15 protein-coding genes are annotated in these 18001 nt (G+C 49.9%); all 15 read left to right on the forward strand.

Annotation, left to right across the window (positions count from 1 at the left end; genetic code table 11):
- The first annotated feature begins 59 nt into the window (after positions 1-59).
- The 15 genes from NZM05_08235 to NZM05_08305 all read left to right on the forward strand — a co-directional run bounded on the left by NZM05_08235 (position 60) and on the right by NZM05_08305 (position 17984).
- Positions 60-1004: an anti-sigma factor gene (locus NZM05_08235; GenBank protein ID MCS7013599.1), complete on the forward strand. Its 945-nt coding sequence runs from the start codon at positions 60-62 to the stop codon at positions 1002-1004.
- Positions 1001-1453, forward strand: coding sequence for a dUTP diphosphatase (gene dut / locus NZM05_08240; GenBank protein ID MCS7013600.1), 453 nt, complete (start codon positions 1001-1003; stop codon positions 1451-1453). The genes NZM05_08235 and dut overlap by 4 nt, the downstream gene beginning before the upstream one ends.
- A gap of 100 nt (positions 1454-1553) precedes the next feature.
- On the forward strand, positions 1554-2015 hold the full coding sequence (locus NZM05_08245; GenBank protein MCS7013601.1) for a methylglyoxal synthase: 462 nt from the start codon (positions 1554-1556) through the stop codon (positions 2013-2015).
- A 133-nt stretch (positions 2016-2148) separates the two neighbouring features.
- Entirely contained in the window at positions 2149-3249 is a 1101-nt protein-coding gene (locus NZM05_08250) for a fatty acid desaturase (GenBank protein MCS7013602.1), read from the forward strand.
- A gap of 206 nt (positions 3250-3455) precedes the next feature.
- The gene (locus NZM05_08255; protein MCS7013603.1) at positions 3456-5009 is read left to right on the forward strand and encodes a hypothetical protein; all 1554 of its coding nucleotides are present in this window, start codon (positions 3456-3458) and stop codon (positions 5007-5009) included.
- Between the two features lie 589 nt (positions 5010-5598).
- Positions 5599-6438: a hypothetical protein gene (locus NZM05_08260; protein MCS7013604.1), complete on the forward strand. Its 840-nt coding sequence runs from the start codon at positions 5599-5601 to the stop codon at positions 6436-6438.
- The gene (locus NZM05_08265; protein ID MCS7013605.1) at positions 6438-6893 is read left to right on the forward strand and encodes a hypothetical protein; all 456 of its coding nucleotides are present in this window, start codon (positions 6438-6440) and stop codon (positions 6891-6893) included. Before NZM05_08260 ends, NZM05_08265 begins: the two co-directional genes overlap by 1 nt.
- A 177-nt stretch (positions 6894-7070) precedes the next feature.
- Positions 7071-9326 carry a DUF5723 family protein gene (locus tag NZM05_08270; GenBank protein MCS7013606.1) on the forward strand — a complete coding sequence of 752 codons (2256 nt, stop codon included), beginning with the start codon at positions 7071-7073 and terminating at the stop codon, positions 9324-9326.
- Between the two features lie 257 nt (positions 9327-9583).
- Complete coding sequence (locus tag NZM05_08275; protein MCS7013607.1) at positions 9584-10162, forward strand: hypothetical protein; 579 nt, start codon at positions 9584-9586, stop codon at positions 10160-10162.
- A gap of 30 nt (positions 10163-10192) precedes the next feature.
- Complete coding sequence (gene nusA / locus NZM05_08280; GenBank protein ID MCS7013608.1) at positions 10193-11773, forward strand: transcription termination factor NusA; 1581 nt, start codon at positions 10193-10195, stop codon at positions 11771-11773.
- 46 nt (positions 11774-11819) lie between these two features.
- A complete protein-coding gene (gene infB / locus NZM05_08285; protein MCS7013609.1) occupies positions 11820-14987 on the forward strand; it encodes a translation initiation factor IF-2 in 3168 nt (1055 codons plus the stop codon).
- Positions 14988-15045: 58 nt separating this feature from the next.
- Complete coding sequence (gene rbfA, locus NZM05_08290; GenBank protein ID MCS7013610.1) at positions 15046-15411, forward strand: 30S ribosome-binding factor RbfA; 366 nt, start codon at positions 15046-15048, stop codon at positions 15409-15411.
- Positions 15412-15419: 8 nt separating this feature from the next.
- Complete coding sequence (gene truB / locus NZM05_08295) at positions 15420-16160, forward strand: tRNA pseudouridine(55) synthase TruB (protein ID MCS7013611.1); 741 nt, start codon at positions 15420-15422, stop codon at positions 16158-16160.
- A 1-nt stretch (position 16161) separates the two neighbouring features.
- Positions 16162-17151: a bifunctional riboflavin kinase/FAD synthetase gene (locus NZM05_08300; GenBank protein MCS7013612.1), complete on the forward strand. Its 990-nt coding sequence runs from the start codon at positions 16162-16164 to the stop codon at positions 17149-17151.
- Positions 17152-17321: 170 nt separating this feature from the next.
- On the forward strand, positions 17322-17984 hold the full coding sequence (locus tag NZM05_08305) for a sigma-70 family RNA polymerase sigma factor (protein ID MCS7013613.1): 663 nt from the start codon (positions 17322-17324) through the stop codon (positions 17982-17984).
- Positions 17985-18001 lie beyond the last annotated feature (17 nt).

Below are 18001 nucleotides of genomic sequence, written 5' to 3' on the forward strand. Positions count from 1 at the left end.
GGGTTGATGTGTGTGATGACACAAGGCGCTTTTTACAACCGCAAACCGCAGTAGTATCAATGGATTGCAAAGAAGCTTTGAGCTTGATGAGCGCCGTAGTCGATGGCGAACTGTCTGAGCCGAAGTTGTCCGAGTTTTACGAGCACATTCGTGAATGTCCTGCCTGTCGCGCAGAGTTTGAAGCAGAGAAAGCGACAAAAGCTTTTTTGAGAGCACGTCTGAAACGCGTAAAAGCTCCAAAAAGCTTGGTTGAGGCAATTAAGCGCCAGACGATTGGCAATCTGTCTCTGGGTCAAGCCTCACAGTTTTCTGCCATTTCACCCACAGATTATTCTCAACATTCAGCAATGTTCCCTGAATCACGATGGCAAAGGCTTCTATCAAGGCTGCCAAGCTGGCTATTTATTAACCCTGAGGTGAATCGTCGAGCAAATTCACTGTTTGCACTTGGCTTAGCGTTAAGTGTGCTGGCGATGCTCGTTTTTGCAGGCTTTGCACGCACAAATCCTGAGACGGGCTTATTTGACAGCGGCAAAGCAATAGTTGCCAGCGCTGCACCGAACCTGTGTGAAATGGTAAGCGTCTCGTTCAATCCAAAGCAAGATTTTGCAGACATTTACACCACTGAAGCGCAAGTGGCTGCTAATTATTTTGCAAGGGTAGCTGGAATTCACGCCGTGATTCCTGTGGTCAAGGGTTTCTCGCTCTCATCAGCACGCCTGACAGCATTTGGTGCCATCAATGCTTGCGAAGTATTCTTTCGTCGTGCAAAATCTACCGTAGCGATTTACTTTCTGAGTGAAAAAGATGTGCGTGGGCAGCTTTCTTTGCCTGAGAACATTTTGCACTACATCTCGGCTGATGGACGTAACTTTTACACCGTACGCAGCCCGCAAGGTCACCACATTGTGTTGTGGAAATGGGGTGAGGTGATTTACGCCGCAACCTCTGACGACACGCAGCTCAATCTCTCGCAACTGATTACCAATCCGAACTGGAATTGAGTGTTACGGTCAAGTTTCTTCGACTCAACCCGCGTGCAATTTTGCCGCATTATGCAACGGCACAGGCAGCGGGCTTAGATGTGTGTGCATGCCTTGAGACGTCTATCACGGTTGAGCCGCAAGCGACTGCACTAATCCCCACTGGTTTTGCAATTGAATTGCCAGAAGGTTATGAAGCTCAGTTGCGTCCGCGCAGCGGATTGGCGTTGCGATATGCGATCTCGCTAGCCAACTCACCAGCGACAATTGATGCAGATTATCGTGGCGAAGTAAAAGTTATTCTCATCAATCATGGCAAAGTGCCCTTTCAGGTGCAGCATGGCGACCGTATTGCACAGATGGTAATTGCCAAAGTAGAGCGCGCAAACTGCGTGGAAGTAAGTGCACTCTCTGAAACCGCACGAGGCACGGGAGGATTCGGTCATACGGGTCTCTCGACACATTCTTAGGTGCATCAGCAAAAAACGATGGGAAAAAGAAAGTAAGGCAATTCACTTTGTGCGCTCGACTGGCCCTAACGCATTATGTCTAACGCAACCAAATAACACAATGGCAGTGCTGCGCATACCGCTTCCCTTTCAGAAACGCATTGCGCTGGTAGCACACGATAACAAGAAGCAGGAACTACTGGATTGGGCTGATTTCAACCGTGAAGTATTGGCTCAGCATATTCTGTTCGCAACGGGCACAACAGGGCAGTTGCTCGAGACACACATCGGTCTAAGGGTGCAAAAACTGAAAAGCGGCCCTTTGGGCGGCGACCAGCAAATCGGGGCAAAAATTTCGGAAAATGAGATTGATATGCTGCTTTTCTTTTGGGACCCGCTGGAGCCACAACCACATGACCCAGATGTGAAAGCGCTGCTGAGAATTGCGGTGGTGTGGAACATTCCTATTGCTTGCAATCGCGCTACAGCGGATTTTTTGATTGCTTCGCCGCTGATGACGTCTTCGTATGAGAGACTGGTGCCTGACTTTGAAGATTATCTCAGCCGTCTTCACAAATCATAGCATAAGAAGTAAGTTGAGAACAGCAAACACTAAAAGTTTGTTACGACTGAAAATTGCGCTATCTTGTTATCAGTAATCTCAAAAAACTTCAACTTTTATGCACGCCACACAATCAAAGCCACAATACAATTGGATGAACATTACATTCATTGTTGGCACAACGGCTGCAGCTTTGTTCGGAACAGCCTACTGGCTATGGAGCGGACGCTTTAATTGGGCGACTGTTGGACTAACCGCATTTTACTTTCTTGCTACAGGACTTGCGATTACAGCGGGGTATCACCGTCTTTTCTCACATCGAAGTTATGAAGCAGCTGCACCCGTCAAGTGGTTTTTTGTCTTCTTCGGCGCAGCTGCGTTTCAAGGCACCGTGATTGACTGGAGCTATGACCATCGCATTCATCACCGCTACGAGGATACAGAGCGCGACCCTTATGGTATTCAGAAGGGATTTTGGTTTGCTCATGTAGGCTGGCTGTTTACAAAGACATGGAACGCTGATGAAAGCAAGGTCAAAGACCTCTGGGCAGAGCCACTGCTGCGTTTTCAGCATCATTATTACATTCCTATTGCAACGCTGATGTGCTTTGTGTTGCCGATGGGATTGGGAGCACTATGGGGTGATGCATTCGGCGGCCTGTTCGTTGCAGGGGCATTCCGTCTGGTCGTCAATCATCACTTTACTTGGTTGATCAATTCACTGTGCCACTACGCAGGCTCGCGTCCTTACTCAGATAGCATTACGGCAAGAGACAACTGGTTCACTGCGCTTTTTACATACGGAGAGGGATACCACAACTTCCATCACACTTTTCCAAGCGACTACCGCAACGGTGTGCGCTGGTTTGACTACGACCCAACAAAGTGGCTGATTGGTCTCTTATCTCAGGTTGGACTGGCTTGGAACCTGCGTCGCGTAAGTCCAGAGAGGATTTTAGAGCGACGCGTGGCGCTGCAAGAGAAATACCTCATAGAACGACTAAGCCGCCGCGCACCAGCGGCAACTTCATGGGCTACACAGATGATTGCGACCGCTAAAGCACACCTTAATACGGCAGCAGGACAGCTGTCGCACCTACGAGAGCACTACCAAAGCCTGAAGGCACAGAAAGGCGAAGAGTTTGCTCATCAGCTCGAGGAAGCCAAGCGGAAACTCAAGCAGGCACAACTGGAGTTTAGGCGCAGCGTGGCAATGTGGCAAACCATGGCGCGAGGCTTAGCTAAACTGGCCTAGTTATTCCACTACAAAACGTGGTGAAGCGAGGCAACATCGCGTTGCTTTGCGCTGCGCTTTTTATTTCTCTCTGCGAACGGAAGTTACTGAATGCCTTATGAAGGTTACAGGAGACGAAAGTGTATAGCCTAGTTTTTGACCGCAAGTGAGGCTCTAAGAGAGGGAGCAGAGCTTGCACAAGCAAATTATAAATCACAACTGCAGCCATGCTCGAGGATCTTCAGCTCATCTCTGAGGCAATTGGACATACTGCTATCGGCGCCAGTGTTGATGGGTGGGGAGTGCCGCAGTTAGGGCGCGTGGTGATTTTGGATATCCTACCAGAGCGTCAAGAGGTTCTCTTCTATGATGCTGACCAGACAGGTCTGCTGGAGAATACGCTCCACAACCCCAAGATGAGCTTATCTATCACAAATGTGAGAACGTTCAATGGCAGGCAAGTAAAGGGTTTAGTGACGCTGTCAGAGGGCGTGATGCCTATAACGGCAGCAGGCAAGCTGCGATACGCTGAAGCAATTCGGAAAGGCGTGCGACATTTTGCCACGATGCGCATTGCTGAGATTTACGATGTGATTCAAAAAGACAAGCATTTGCGCGAGCCAGATTGGAAAGGTAAGGCTTTTTCGGAGTATGACCATCTGCGCATAGAGTATCCGCTCTTTTCTCCTACTGCCTTAGAGCCACAAAGCTATCCACAATTTCAGCGACAATTTGCGCCGTTCTTTACCACCCTCTTTGCGCAGCGATATCCAGGCTATGTTGGCACAGTCGAACTGAGAGGCGCACCAAACATCAGCCCGCGTTTCATTATCGCAGCACAAGAAAACTTTCTGCTCTGGGGTGATCGATTCAAGAACAAAACTTTCTTCAATTTTTCTCGCCCAAGCCCCATCACGGTCTTTGCACCAAATCCTGAGACAGGTGAGGCTTTCTTATTCAAAGGCTGGGCACGATTTCACTTTTTTGGCAAAACAGTGGTGATGGTGAACGAAGCATGGCATCAAATTGGCTTTAAAGACCCCATGCAAGCTGTGCACTTCTACCCCGAAGAGATTGAGCGGATTTTACCACAGCAAAACATGCAGCGCTACTACGAAGCACGTCCGCGCGAAAAATGGCTGCCTCCGCCTGTTCTGACCGAGCAGCGCCGTGTTCAGAGTGGCTCTGCCGAAGTGGAAAAAGGAATCACAGCAAACAAGCTTGAGGCTCTGCCACGACCAACAATTGGCGTTGCTGGTGATAGGATGCCTCGTACAGACACGCGTCTCAGGGCAATTATGCTCTCTGATGAGCCGTTAGCATTGGAACTGGTTGCGCCGTTGAAGCCAGATATTGATGTGTCTATTGTGCCGCTTGAGCGCTACGACCGCAGTTACCTTGTCAAGACCGATGTGGTAATGGCGGTATTTGGTAACCGTGCAACCGAAGTGGATTTGTTCTACCTGCGTTGCCTGCTGGATGCGGCAGCATTTTATAGCGAAACCAGCGGAGAGCATGCCGCCGTGCGCTTCATTGTTTTCATCGCCGCATTTGAAAAATCACCTTCGCTGAAGGCGATGATGAACGCGCTGGAAATTTATGTCAAGATGCTCAATCAAGTCGGTAAAACGAAAGTGGAACTCATGTTTATTTGGCTTCCAGCACACCTCGATGCTAAAGCCCTCAAAGCCGATGTGCGCCAGCGTGTGTCAAGCTTGCTGTTTGCAAGTGAGTTTGGCGAACTCAATTACCTCAGATTGCATGATACCATAGACTCTTAGGCGGAGCAAGAATTGCGCTCAAAACACGCTTAGAGTAAAAAACAGCTGCATGCACAAAGAGCAGCGATTCACCCACATGCAGAGCACGACTATTGTATGCAGTGCTTGCTTACTTCAATGGAGCGTCCCGCTTAGGCTTCAACAAAAATGCTCTCACAATTTTTCAAAATGTCCGCCACTTTTGCTGTGGCGCGCTACTACCTTTGACCACATTTCAAAGCATATCAGGTTGATTGCTGCGGCTAACCTGTAATGTGCACAGATGCTGAACGATACGGTTGCACAAGCGTAGGTCTGCCTTTGCATTTATTGCGTCTCTCGCTGCGACCCAGACGGCAACGCCAAATCACAAGTTGTCTCAACAAGTGTCGCTTACCCGCAAGCGCTTGCTATTGCGCCAAAGTTCATCAACAAATATGAACTTCAAGATCAAATCACGCTGCGCTGTGCTGCAAAGAGCACTCAAAGCTTTGGCATTCATGCGTTTCGACGTGCAGGTGATGGCGCATTCGAACCGATAAATGCTGCCTATACGATTGAGCGCGTATCTGCAAGATGGGACAGCCTTATCATCACACTGATGGACTCAATGGTTGCACAGTCCAAGTATTACCAATACTTCATTGTGCCGAAGGATGACTACGGCAACACGGGCGCACCCTCCGACACCGTGTTTGCCACCACTTTTGACTGTCGCCAGATTCCCTTGCCTGACAACCTGCGCGCGCTGAACGCACCCAGCGTTGCAGGCTTGCCACTCTCGTGGCGAATGATAAGCATGACCAATGTCGTGAGCGTGGACATTCTTCGCAGCACTGATTCCGAAAAAGGCTTTGAGCGCACTCCAACCGTGCTGCCCACGCAAACCACCTACCTTGACGAAAGCGCCGAACCGATGCAGCGCTATTTCTACCTCTTGGTGATAACTGGTCCGTTTGGTGAGCGTTCTCAGCCCAGTGCGATGGCGTTTGGTATTTACGAAAACCCACTGCCACCAATGCCGCCACGTCTGGTAAAAGCAGAAGGCATCAAAAATGGCGTGCAGCTTAGCATTGAAACGAGCGACCCGACCATCATCGGCTACCGCATCTATCGCAATGCACGCTACGGCGACTCACTTCGGCTCATCTCTGGACTAGTGCCACTTGCAAAGATTGAAGAGACCGTGTTTATAGATTCCGCTTTGGTTCTAAGCGGACGGCAGTCTTACGGCTATGCCGTGCGCGCCGAAAGCAAGAGCCACGTGCTCAGCAATTTTTCTGACACACTTTACGCACGCCCAGCAATTGCCTTCGACTTACCAACGCCGATGGGACTGTCTGCCACGCAACCCAACGGCAAGTTTCAAAAGACCGTGAGTCTATTCTGGCTGGAGCTGACGCCTACGACGATGCGATTTCAGGCTACCGTGTCTATTGACGCAAAGTGATGCCGAAAGGAAAGACAGACTTCAAGCCACTTTTTGATTCGCTGCTTTCGGCGGAGCAAAATTACCTCATTGATACAACACTCTCGAAGTTTGGCGTCTATGAATACGCTGTGCAGGCGCTTGGCAGATTTGAGTCAAAGAGCGCAATGAGTGAGCCTGTGCGCATAGAGTACAAGAAACTGCCGCTTGTGCCGCCCGCAGATGTGCGCGCCACCGCCACAGCGGAAGGCGTGAAAATTACATGGGGCGAGACGATGCAAGAGCGACTGTCGGGCTACAAACTCTATCACTATGAGCGTGGCAAAATACCCGCCATGTTAGCCACACTGAAGCCCAATCAGCGAGAATTTCTGGACAAGTCTGCAAAAAAAGCACACTGTATTTTTACTTTGTTACCAGTGTGGAAAAAGACGGCGAAAAGCACGCCGAGTGAAGGAGTAAGCTTGCGTCCGTAATATCAGCACTAAAAGACGCTGGTTAGCCAGAAAGAGTTGCAAGGCAGTGCTTCTTTTGGAAGAAAACGCGCAAAAGAGCGTATATTCGCAAAACACCGAAAGCTGAAAAATTTGCAGCGAGCGGTGCAAGAAAAGGGGCTGCAAATGCATCAGCGGTGAGAATCCCTAATACCTGCCGTGCGATACAACAGTTTCCGCTGGATACTGCTGCTCTGCTTAGCCATGAATGCGGCGCTGCTGAAGGCGCAAAGCAGCGTGGACAACACGCTCAGTATCTCTTTGGGTGGTGCAGGGTCTGCATACTTGGGCGCCATTCCGGGAATGGAGTTAAATCCAGCGCGTTTAGCCGCCTTTGAATATCACCCACGTCGGTTCAGCTTCTCTATTCTGCCGATTGGGCTATCGGTGCAAAACAATGCCTTCAACATTGAAAGCTACAACCGCTTTTTGGGACGGCAGAGCCGCAATGTGCCAGAGACACGCACGACCACGTTTTGGACAGCACAAGACAAAGAAGCAATTCTGGAGCAGGTGCCAGATATGTGGCGACTGAATGTAGGCGCAAACATTCAGCTCTTTGGCATAGCGCTCAATATCTCCGACAACATTGGCGCAGTCGGCTTCTCCGTCCGAGACTATGCTGGCACGCGGCTTGCAATCAACAAATCTTACTTAGACCTTGCGCTGAATGGCAATGCGAACTTGCTGGGACAGACGATTGAATCACGCGGAACTAACCTGAGGGGCTGGTGGCATCGAGAGTTTGCGCTTATCTACGCACGAGAGTTTCGCTTGCCCGAGTCTATTCGATTTCAAAACTTCTATGCAGGACTGGCCTTGAAATATGTGCAAGTCTTTGCGTTTGCGCATCTGGATAACCAGTCTACCATCTTTACCTCGCGCACGGGCGATAGCTTGGCAATGCGGCTAAGTTACCAGTGGACGGCTGCTGTGCCAGAGAGAATCCCAGTGATTCTATCACCTGAGGCACTGGGGAGTGGATTCGGCGTGGATGTGGGCATTTCTGCAGAAGTTTATCGCGGTTTGACAATTGGACTAAGCTTGAATAACATCGGTGGTCTGTCGTTCTCTGGCAGTCAGGTGCAGCAGCGACTAGCGGATACGACTGTTCGTTTTACAGGCTTTACAGATCCATTTGATGACCAGAAAACCCAGCGTGAGATTGATAGTCTCCGCAAAGCAATTGAGCACGTTCGTCCAAGTCAAGCACCATTCGGCTTTGCATTGCCTACCGTCCTCCGCTTAGGCACCGCATTTGACCTAAGGAAATACAGCGACCTGCCGCTAACGCTAATGCTCGACTGGGTGCAAGGCGTAAATACGAACTTTGGCAATACCACTATGCCACTGGTGGCATTTGGCGTAGAGTGGCGTGCCGTGCCAACCCTCCCTATTCGAGCAGGATTGCGCATCGGGGGTAATGAATTGCCAGCCTTAGCGTTTGGCATCTCATTTGACACACCAGAAGCAGCATTTGACCTTGCAACGCGAGATGTGTTGGGATTTTTTTCGCCAAGTGCAGCAAAGCAGTTCTCTGTAAGTGTCGGAATGCGCTTCCGTCTCTTTAAGCCGAGTGAGGCTTTGCCACCTGAGCAATGCTATGCACCAGTGGTGGCATACCATCCCTTGCCAGTGGTGGAGGCAGTGGTAGGGCGCAATCGAATTGAGTACGGTGATTCTACATTGCTGGTCTGGACAACCTTAGATGCAGATTCCGTATTCATTGAGCCAGAATTGGGTAAAGTGGCGGTCAAGGGGGCTCGGACCATAAGGCCAAGTGCCACCACCACCTACCTCATTCGTGCCAAAAATCGCTATGGTGAGTTGATAGGAGCGGCTCACGTCAGAGTTGAACCAAAGCCCAAAGTTGAGCCACCTCCCAAGCCTGTGCCGCTTGCAAAAGTTGGCGATAAGCTGGCAGTGCGCATCAATTTTGCACTGAACAAGTATCAAATCCCAAAAAACGAACAATTTAAGCTCGATACACTGGTAGCGCTCTTGCAGACCAAAGAGCGAGAGAAGTTTGTCGTAGAAATTTCAGGACACACAGATAACACAGGTAAAGGCAAGCTAAAGCCCAAAGGCTCAAAAGAATCTATGGAGCAGTTTGAAAAGCGGCGTTTGCAGTTTGAGAAAGCTCGTAAGCAATATAATCTTGCCCTGTCGCTAAGGCGTGCGCAATCGGTGCGGGATTACTTAGTCGGGAAGGGAATTGATGCGCGGCGTATCACCGTGCGCGGCGCAGGTGAGGAAGAACCGATTGCCAGTAACGACACCGAAGAAGGACGCGCTCAAAACCGCCGAATGGAAGCTAAAATTATCAGCGAACTCTCTGAGCCACTCTTGCCGCAGAAAGATGTATTGCGCAAAAAAACGCGCAAGAAAGTGGCTGACAATGTAATTAGGAGGTAATCACCATCGAAAGCACATTTGAGGACAGCGCTTGGCACTCTCTGAGCAGCGTTGGGGTGATGTGTGCCTTCACGAAGGGGAGAACAAAATGGTAAGCAAATGCAGAGGATGAGGTTTTGAACACTTTTGAAGTAAGACGAATTTGAAAAAAAAGAGAAAGATTGCTATCTTCGGCGCAAGGCTGTTACTATCCGTGTTCCGTATGTGGAGTGGGAAAATCCCACTTTTTTTGTTCTCATAAAGCAAAAAGACGGCTTGTGACGACAGTGTCTCGCATTGAGCGAGCAAAAGAGTGGGTTGTAGAACAACTGCAGCGTTTCTCGGACGCAGCAGGCGCGCACGTTGCGCCACAGAAGGAAGTCTATCTAGTCGAATTTGTGATGCGTAACGTGAATGGGCGCGACATTGTAGAAATCTATGCAGATACCGATGCGGGTATCACCATTGAAGAGTGCGCCCAGCTCACGCGCCAAATCTTAGAGGAAATTGAGCGGAGTGCGGAGGCGCAGGAAATTTTCGGTGAAAATTTTCGCTTGGAAATTTCTTCGCCGGGAGTGTCTCGTCCGCTGAGCTTGTTGCGTCAGTATCGAAAAAATATTGGTCGACGCCTACAGGTGCGATACGCATCAGCCGATGCAAGCGTGCAGACCGTAACGGGCACACTGCTGGCAGTTCGAGAAACAGAACACAGTGGAGCGGAGATAGTGCTTGACATAGCCCAAAGAGCAAAACGAGCCGCAAAAAGCAAGGATACGGGAACAACAGCCGAAGCAAAGCAAACCATTCACATACCGCTTTGCCAAATTCGTGAAGCGGTCGTGCAAGTTGAATTGTAGGACTATTTTTCACTTGAACCATCTACGATTATGCCAAAGCGCAAAACAGAGCCGACTTTAGAAGATAAGAAGACGCTGATTAAGTCCGCTTTCAGCTCAATTGAAGAATCTGAAAAGCTCCGCGACCGAAAAGCGTCAGATAGCAGTATGAAGCAGGATATTGCGGACTTGCTCAAAGAGGTCATCCAGAAGCAACTCCGCAAGGACTACGACCCAGAGGTGAATGCACGTGTTATCGTCAATCCTGAGCGCGGCGATTTTGAAGTCTATATTATGAAAGAGGTGGTGCAGGAAGTCGATATCCCTACAATTCAAATTAGCTATGAGGAAGCGCGTAAAATTGATGACTCAATTGAGCTGGGTGATACCTTCGAGGAAGGTCCAATTGACTTAGAAAAATATCTCTCACGCAAGTCTATTCAGATTATCAAGCAAGCGGTTCAAAAGAAAATGCGCGATGCCGAGCGCGATGCAATCTACGAGGAGTGTCGTGAGAAGGTCGGTGAGATTGTCTCGGCAGAAGTCTATCAAATTCGTCCGAAGGAAATCATTTTCACCTACAACACATCCAAGAATCAGAAGGTGGATTTGATTTTGCCGATAAGCGAAAAAATGCCGAAAGACAATCCACGCAAGACCCCACGAATGAAACTGTATGTCAAAAAAGTCGAGCGGGAGAAAGTGCGCATTCGACAACCAGACGGCACAGAGATTGAAAAAGAGCGCGAAGATGGACCAATTCGCGTGATTGTCTCGCGCACTGACGACAACTTTCTGCGCAAGCTTTTCGAAGCTGAAGTGCCTGAGATTGCAGAAGGGTTAATTATTATCAAAGGCATTGCACGAGTGCCGGGCGAGCGTGCTAAGGTAGCAGTCGAGTCTACCAGCAGCCGCATTGACCCAGTAGGGGCTTGTGTCGGACATCGTGGCAAACGTATTCAAAACATCGTCAAAGAACTTGGTAACGAGAATATTGATGTAATCAGCTACAGTGATGAGCCACAAATTTACATTGCACGTGCTTTGCAGCCCGCCAAAATTGACCCAATGAGCATTTTTGCGGACTACAAAAACAAAAAAGCACGCGTTACGCTCAAACCCGACCAAATCAAATATGCAATTGGTAAAAACGGCAACAATATACATCTTGCAGAAAAGCTAACAGGCTTTGAGATTGAGATTTATAGAGAGCTGGATAAAAACTTGCAAGACTCTGACGACATTGACATCATCGCGTTCCGCGAGGAGTTTGGAGATGATATGATCTATCAGCTCTTAGACAGTGGCTTAGATACAGCTCGTAAGGCACTGGAAGCAGGAGTTGATGGAATCGAGCGCGCCCTGATTCTTTCTCCAAAACGGGAAGACTCCTTCTTCGACAGCAAGCGAAATAAGGCTCAAACACGCGTAATGAGCGAGGAAGAGCGAAAGTATTGGCGTCGCATCGCGGAAAATATCTACAAAACACTTCAAGAAGAGTTTGAACATGAGGCTGGAGATGTGCCGCATCATAACCAGCCGACAACCGAACAAAGTCAGCAAGACGCTGAGACGGAGTCGGCAAGTGCGGCACTCACCGAATCCTCTACCCAATCTGAAACGAAGGACTAGTCTTAATAAAACCTAATTTTCACTTGCGGAAAGGAAGGACGACAAGATGAGCGAAGACAATAAGACGGTTGAAGAAAAGAAGTATAAAGTCGCTGACATTGCTGAGGAACTGGCGATTTCTGCCCAAGACCTAATTGCGTTCTTGGGGCAGAACGGCATCAAAGTGGCCTCTGCATCTACAAAGGTCGGAGAAAGTGCGCGGGCGCTCATCTTGGAGCACTTTAGCGACGCTAAAAAACAAAGCGATGCGAACCGCAAACTCAAGGCAGAAAAGGAAAAGAAGAAGAAAGCCTTAGAGGCAAGGGTTGAGACGCCGATAAAAGAAAGCAGGCCAAGGGTTGCAGTAGCAAAGCCCAAGCCTGAACCAGCACCACCACCTGCACCTGAGCCACCGCGCGAAATACCTGCCCCGACGACAGCAAGTGAGCCTGTCCCAGAAATCGCACCCGAACCAGCTGTAGCAGCCGCAGCAGACAAAGTAGCTGAAGCAGTGTCGGAAAAAGCTGTAACGGAGACTGTTGCAGATGAAACTGCGGCTCAAAGTGTGGTACAAGCGGAGCTAGCAATTGTGGCTACTCCAGTCAATGGAGAAGCAGCTTACCAAGTAACGCAAGAGACAAAGAGCGAGCCTGTAGCTACAACGCCCAGCGAGACAACGGCGACACCAGCAGCGCAGCTTGAAGAAAAGCCTCAACCGAAAGAGCAAGACGCAAGTGAAAACTTGCCTGCGGAGACCATAATACCCACAGCCGATGTGGCTCAGGTGGAGGCAAGCGAGCCAACACGTGCGTCTGAGCAATCAAGTGAAGAGCCCGTTGCAGTAGCGACAGCGCTAACAGGGAGCCTAAGCGAAGAGCTGGTGCAGAAAACAGAACCTGACACGCGAACCGAGCTGCAACGCGAAATTGAGCGTCAGCAAGCGGAAATTGCAAGTAAATTTGCCGTAGCTGAAAATGTAGGGGGCTTGCGTGTCTTAGGCGAAATTGACCTCTTCAAAAAGAAGAAAAAGAAGGAGAAGAAGAAACGCTTTGGTGAGCAAGCGCGTGACCTGCGTGAGCAATCTAAGCTGACAGAAAGCACAACGCCAAAGGCAGCACCAGTGCCAAGCTCTGCACCAAAAGCGCAGCCAGCGCCAAAGCCAATTGAGGCGAAAAAAACTCAGCCGCCACCACCTGTGCCGCCACGTCAGCAGGAAGTCTACTCGACAGAGCCACCTGCTAAGCCCTCCAAGAAGGAAGCAGTAGCCGATGCGGAAGAAAAACTGGAAGGGCGCGGTAAAAAACGCCATAAGCGCCATGAGATTGATGAGAAAATCATTGAGCGCAACATTCGTGAAACAATGCTAGGCGAAGTCGGTGAGGTAGCATCGCGTCAGAAATTCCGCAAACAGCGCCGTCGTGAGCGGGAGGAGAAAATGGAACTCGAGGCGGCACAACGGGCTGCGGAAGACAAAATTGTCAAAGTGACCGAGTTTGCCACAACACACGAATTTGCTGACCTGCTAGGCGTAACCCCCAAAGAAGTGATTGAAAAGTGTTTCCGAATGGGCAAGCTCATTACCATCAACCAGCGTCTCGATCGGGAAACAATGGAACTGCTTGCACTGGAATTCGGACGCGAGATTCAATTTATTTCTGATGTCGAAGCTACGCAGGCGCAGACCGAAGAAGACAGACCCGAAGACCTGGCTAAGCGTCCGCCAGTGGTAACAATTATGGGTCATGTCGATCATGGCAAGACCTCGCTGCTCGACTACATTCGCCAGAGCAATATAGTGGCCGGCGAAGCAGGCGGTATCACCCAGCACATCGGCGCATATGAGGTAACGCTTGAAAACGGCGAAAAGATTACCTTCTTAGACACGCCCGGACACGAAGCCTTCACAGCAATGCGCGCACGTGGAGTGCAAGTAACAGATATTGTCATTTTGGTTGTGGCGGCTGACGACAATGTGATGCCGCAGACGGTTGAAGCAATTAACCATGCCAAAGCTGCTGGCGTCCCGATTGTGGTGGCGATTAACAAAATCGATAAGCCTGAGGCTAATCCTGATAAGATTCGTGCGCAGCTTGCAGAAAACGGTGTAGTAGTCGAAGAATGGGGCGGCGAAGTGCAGTGCCAAGAAATTTCTGCCAAGAAGGGAATCGGTGTGCGCCAACTTCTGGATAAGGTATTGGCACAAGCCGATCTGATGAATCTGAAAGCAAACTACAATCCTAATCGATTGGCGAAAGGGGTCGTCATTGAAGCAGAGTTAGATAAAGGCAAAGGAGCTGTAGCAACCGTGCTAGTTCAGACCGGTTTGCTAAGGGTCGGTGCCCCGTTTGTGGCAGGGTTAGTCTATGGGCGTGTGCGTGCGATGTTAGATGAGCGTGGACGACGTGTCGAGGAAGCTCATCCTTCTCAACCCGTGCGCGTGCTAGGCTTTGAAGGCTTACCAGAGGCAGGTGATGTCTTCAATGTCATGCCTTCTGACCGTGAAGCGCGCGAAATTGCCACACGCCGTCAGCTCATTCGTCGTGAACAGCTACTGCGTCAAGCGACACGTGTCAAGCTCAACGAAATTTCTAAGCAAGCGCAGAGCGGACAAGTCAAAACGCTGCGCATTGTGCTCAAGGCTGACACGGGCGGCTCCATTGAAGCGCTATCAGATGGCTTGATGAAAATTCAGACCAATGAAGTCAATGTGGAAATTATCCACAAAGGCGTAGGTCAAATCACAGAGAGCGATGTGTTGTTAGCCGCTGCGTCCGATGCGATTATTATCGGCTTCCGAGTGCGCCCGAACCTGAATGCAAAACGCTTGGCAGAGCAGGAAAATATTGACATTCGTTTCTACAGCGTCATCTATCATGCGCTCGAAGAAGTCAAAGATGCACTTGAAGGAATGCTGTCGCCAGAAGTGTCTGAAAAGTTGGTGGGTATGGCTGAAGTGCGGGAAGTCTTCCGCATCTCCAAAGTAGGCAATGTGGCAGGGTGTTATGTGCTGGAAGGCAAAATTCGCCGTGATGCACGGGTCAGACTGCTGCGCGATGGCGTGCAAATCTACGAAGGTGAGCTATCCTCGCTCAAACGCTTCAAAGACGATGTCAAGGAGGTCGAGACAGGCTTCGAGTGCGGTCTGACACTTTCAGGCTACGACGACATCAAAGTCGGCGACGTGATAGAGATCTTTGAAACCGTCGAAACCAAACGCAAGTTGACGGTAGAGTAAGAACGCGGTAAGACAGGGGCAATCCTTGCCAACGTTTCCCGAATAAGGAGTTTCCACTATGTCAGTCCGAACAGAGCGAGTGGCTGAGCTGCTTCAGCGAGAACTAAGCGATATCTTTCAGAAAGAACTGCCACGCAACGGCGCCCTGACAACGATTCAAGGCGTGAAAGTTTCACCCGACCTGAGTATTGCACACATCTACCTCTCGGTTTTAGGCAGCAAAGAGATGGCGCAGTCCGTGCTGGCTCACATCCGTAAGGAGAAGGGCTTTTTCCGCAAGGAGCTATCTATGCGTATCCGCAACCAGTTTCGGCGTATGCCTGAGCTGGAATTTCACATTGATGATACCCCTGAACGGGCAGCGCGCTTGGAAATGCTCATTCGTGAGGCGAATCAAAACTCTTCTGGCAGCTCGACGATGTAGGCGTAGTAATGCGTGCAGTTCAATCTTCAACATACCTGCCTGAGTGCGAAAGCCGCTTGCTGCTGGTTGATAAGCCCCTCAACTGGACATCCTTTGATGTAGTAGCGAAAGTGCGTAATGCTTATACCCGTGCAGGGTATCGCTGCAAAGTAGGGCACAGCGGCACACTCGACCCAAAAGCTACAGGACTGCTGATTCTTGCCACAGGCAAAGCCACAAAGCAGCTACCGCAACTGGAGACCTTAGACAAAACCTACTCAGGCACTATCAAATTAGGGGCAAAAACCCTTAGCTACGACAGTGAAACAGAGGAGTATGACCACAGACCGCTCTCTGACCTGTCGCCAGAGTGCATTCTGCAAACGGCTCGGCGTTTCACGGGCAAGATGCAGCAAAAACCACCAATGTATTCAGCGGTCTGGCATAATGGCAAGCGGCTCTATGAGCTTGCACGAGCAGGAGAGATAATTGAAGAGCGTCCAAGCCGAGAAATTGAAGTGTATGAATTTGAAGTTATTGAAATTGCCTTACCACTGGTGTTCTTCCGCTGCCGAGTGTCGAAGGGCACTTATATTCGAGCGCTGGCAAATGATTTTGGGAATGCGTTGGGTGTCGGAGGGTATTTGGTTGCGCTGCGTCGTGAACGCATAGGCAGGTTTGAGGTGTCGCAGGCCCAGACCATTGAGCAAATTTTGGCAGATATTGCGCCGCGCGCACAGTCCGCAGAATCTCAGGAAAGACAACTGTAAGATGCAAATCCTACATTACCGACATCGTCAGCTTTTGACTGAACAAGGAGAAGTGTTGCCACCCCTTGCGGCGCGTTCATCGGCGATTACCATCGGTGCATTTGATGGCGTGCATTTGGGGCATCGACACTTGCTGGGGCGATTGCTGGGACGCGCTAAGTCCGAAGGACTGCGTTCAGTGGTCATTACATTTGAGCCACACCCACGCACCATAGTGGCAAAGCCAGAGTCAAAGCCATTGCGCTTGCTAAGCACACCAGAAGAAAAAATTGCCTTGCTCTCTACGCTGGAGATTGATACACTAATCGTTGTGGAGTTCACCAAAGCTTTCTCTGAACTGTCGCCAGAAGCGTTTGTTGAAGAAATTCTGCTGCGCGAGTTTGGGCTGTCTGCCATGGTGATTGGTTACGACCACGGCTTTGGCAAAGACCGAAAGGGCACAATGCAAACACTGCTGCAGCTATCGCAACAACACGGCTTTACGATGGAGGTAGTAGAGGAATTTTCTTTGGACGGGCGACATATTTCCAGCTCCCAAATTCGGGCATTAGTAGCCGCAGGGCAGCTGAGTGAGGCAAATTTGCTACTGGGCAGCCCATATCGTTTAACTGGCAAGGTTGTGCACGGTGAACGGCGCGGACGTCTGATTGGTTTTCCAACAGCGAACTTGGAGATAAGTCATCCGATAAAGCTCATTCCGCATATCGGCGTCTATGCAGCAGATGTCAGTCTGGCGACAGGGCGATATCGCGCAATGGTCAACATCGGTTACCGCCCAACTGTCTCTAACTTGCCACGCCTGCAAATTGAGGCGCACATTTTGAATTTCAGTGGCGACCTCTATGGCGCTACACTCACGCTGGAACTGCTGCAGCGCCTGCGCGATGAACAGAAATTCCCCAGCCTTGAAGCCCTAAAAGCGCAGCTCGAGGAAGATAAGCGGCTCATAGAAGCGGTGCCCTCCTTTGCTGCAACCGTGATGATGAGCTAAAGATGGAACGGTTATGCGTATTATTTTTCGGTGAGTAAGATGTGCCGAAGTAACGCTGAGGGGCTTCTCTGAAAGGGTCAAGAGGGTCGCAACTTGTAAGTTCGCATTGGAAAGCATATATTCCTTTCTACTTTTTGAGAGCGACTTCGTCAACCTCAAAACAAGCCCCGATGATGGTACCACTCACCAATCCGCACTTTAATGAAGAAATGCATCACAAGACCGATGGCGAGCTGTTGCAAATCGTTGCCGAGAGAAGTCCGAGGTCTGAGCACGCATTTGCCGCATTTTACAATCGCTATATCGAGTATGTGTTCTTTATATGCAAGCGAAAATATGGCACACAGCTTTGCGAGGACGAGATATGTGACCTTGTGCAAGAGACATTCGTGCGAGTCTTTGAGCGAGCTGACACTTTCTGTGAAGAGGCAAAGCTTGCAGAAGATGAGCGACGCAGACGCACACAAGGCTGGCTGCAACGCATTATGGCAAACATTTTTATAGACCGCAAGCGCCGTAACCAGAGCATTGTAACGCAGCCGCTGCCAGAAGGCGCAGAAAATCTGTTCATCGCGGCAGAAGATTCTGGCGAAGAGACACAGCTGTCAAAGAAAATGCAACTGGTGCAGCAAGCTATAGCCAGCTTGCCAGAGCGAGACCAAGATATTGTGCGCACAATCTACCAGTGGTATGAACCAAGCAAAAAGCTGCCATCGACGGTAATTGCGGAGTTGGTGGAGCGGTATCAAACCACGCCGGAGAACATTCGCAAAATTTTAAGTCGAGCCAGAAAAAAAATCCAAGCCTATCTGGAGCAACACGGCTGTCTTTAACCTATCCGTTTCACGAG

This window comes from Chloroherpetonaceae bacterium (assembly GCA_025056565.1).
Lineage (GTDB): Bacteria > Bacteroidota > Chlorobiia > Chlorobiales > Thermochlorobacteraceae > Thermochlorobacter.

Coding starts and splice junctions, on each gene's coding strand:
- NZM05_08235 (MCS7013599.1), top strand. CDS start 60: ATGGATTGCAAAGAAGCTTTGAGCTTGATGAGCGCCGTAGTCGATGGC.
- NZM05_08245 (MCS7013601.1), top strand. CDS start 1,554: ATGGCAGTGCTGCGCATACCGCTTCCCTTTCAGAAACGCATTGCGCTG.
- NZM05_08250 (MCS7013602.1), top strand. CDS start 2,149: ATGAACATTACATTCATTGTTGGCACAACGGCTGCAGCTTTGTTCGGA.
- NZM05_08255 (MCS7013603.1), top strand. CDS start 3,456: ATGCTCGAGGATCTTCAGCTCATCTCTGAGGCAATTGGACATACTGCT.
- NZM05_08260 (MCS7013604.1), top strand. CDS start 5,599: ATGGTTGCACAGTCCAAGTATTACCAATACTTCATTGTGCCGAAGGAT.
- NZM05_08265 (MCS7013605.1), top strand. CDS start 6,438: ATGCCGAAAGGAAAGACAGACTTCAAGCCACTTTTTGATTCGCTGCTT.
- nusA (MCS7013608.1), top strand. CDS start 10,193: ATGCCAAAGCGCAAAACAGAGCCGACTTTAGAAGATAAGAAGACGCTG.
- infB (MCS7013609.1), top strand. CDS start 11,820: ATGAGCGAAGACAATAAGACGGTTGAAGAAAAGAAGTATAAAGTCGCT.
- rbfA (MCS7013610.1), top strand. CDS start 15,046: ATGTCAGTCCGAACAGAGCGAGTGGCTGAGCTGCTTCAGCGAGAACTA.
- truB (MCS7013611.1), top strand. CDS start 15,420: ATGCGTGCAGTTCAATCTTCAACATACCTGCCTGAGTGCGAAAGCCGC.
- NZM05_08300 (MCS7013612.1), top strand. CDS start 16,162: ATGCAAATCCTACATTACCGACATCGTCAGCTTTTGACTGAACAAGGA.
- NZM05_08305 (MCS7013613.1), top strand. CDS start 17,322: ATGATGGTACCACTCACCAATCCGCACTTTAATGAAGAAATGCATCAC.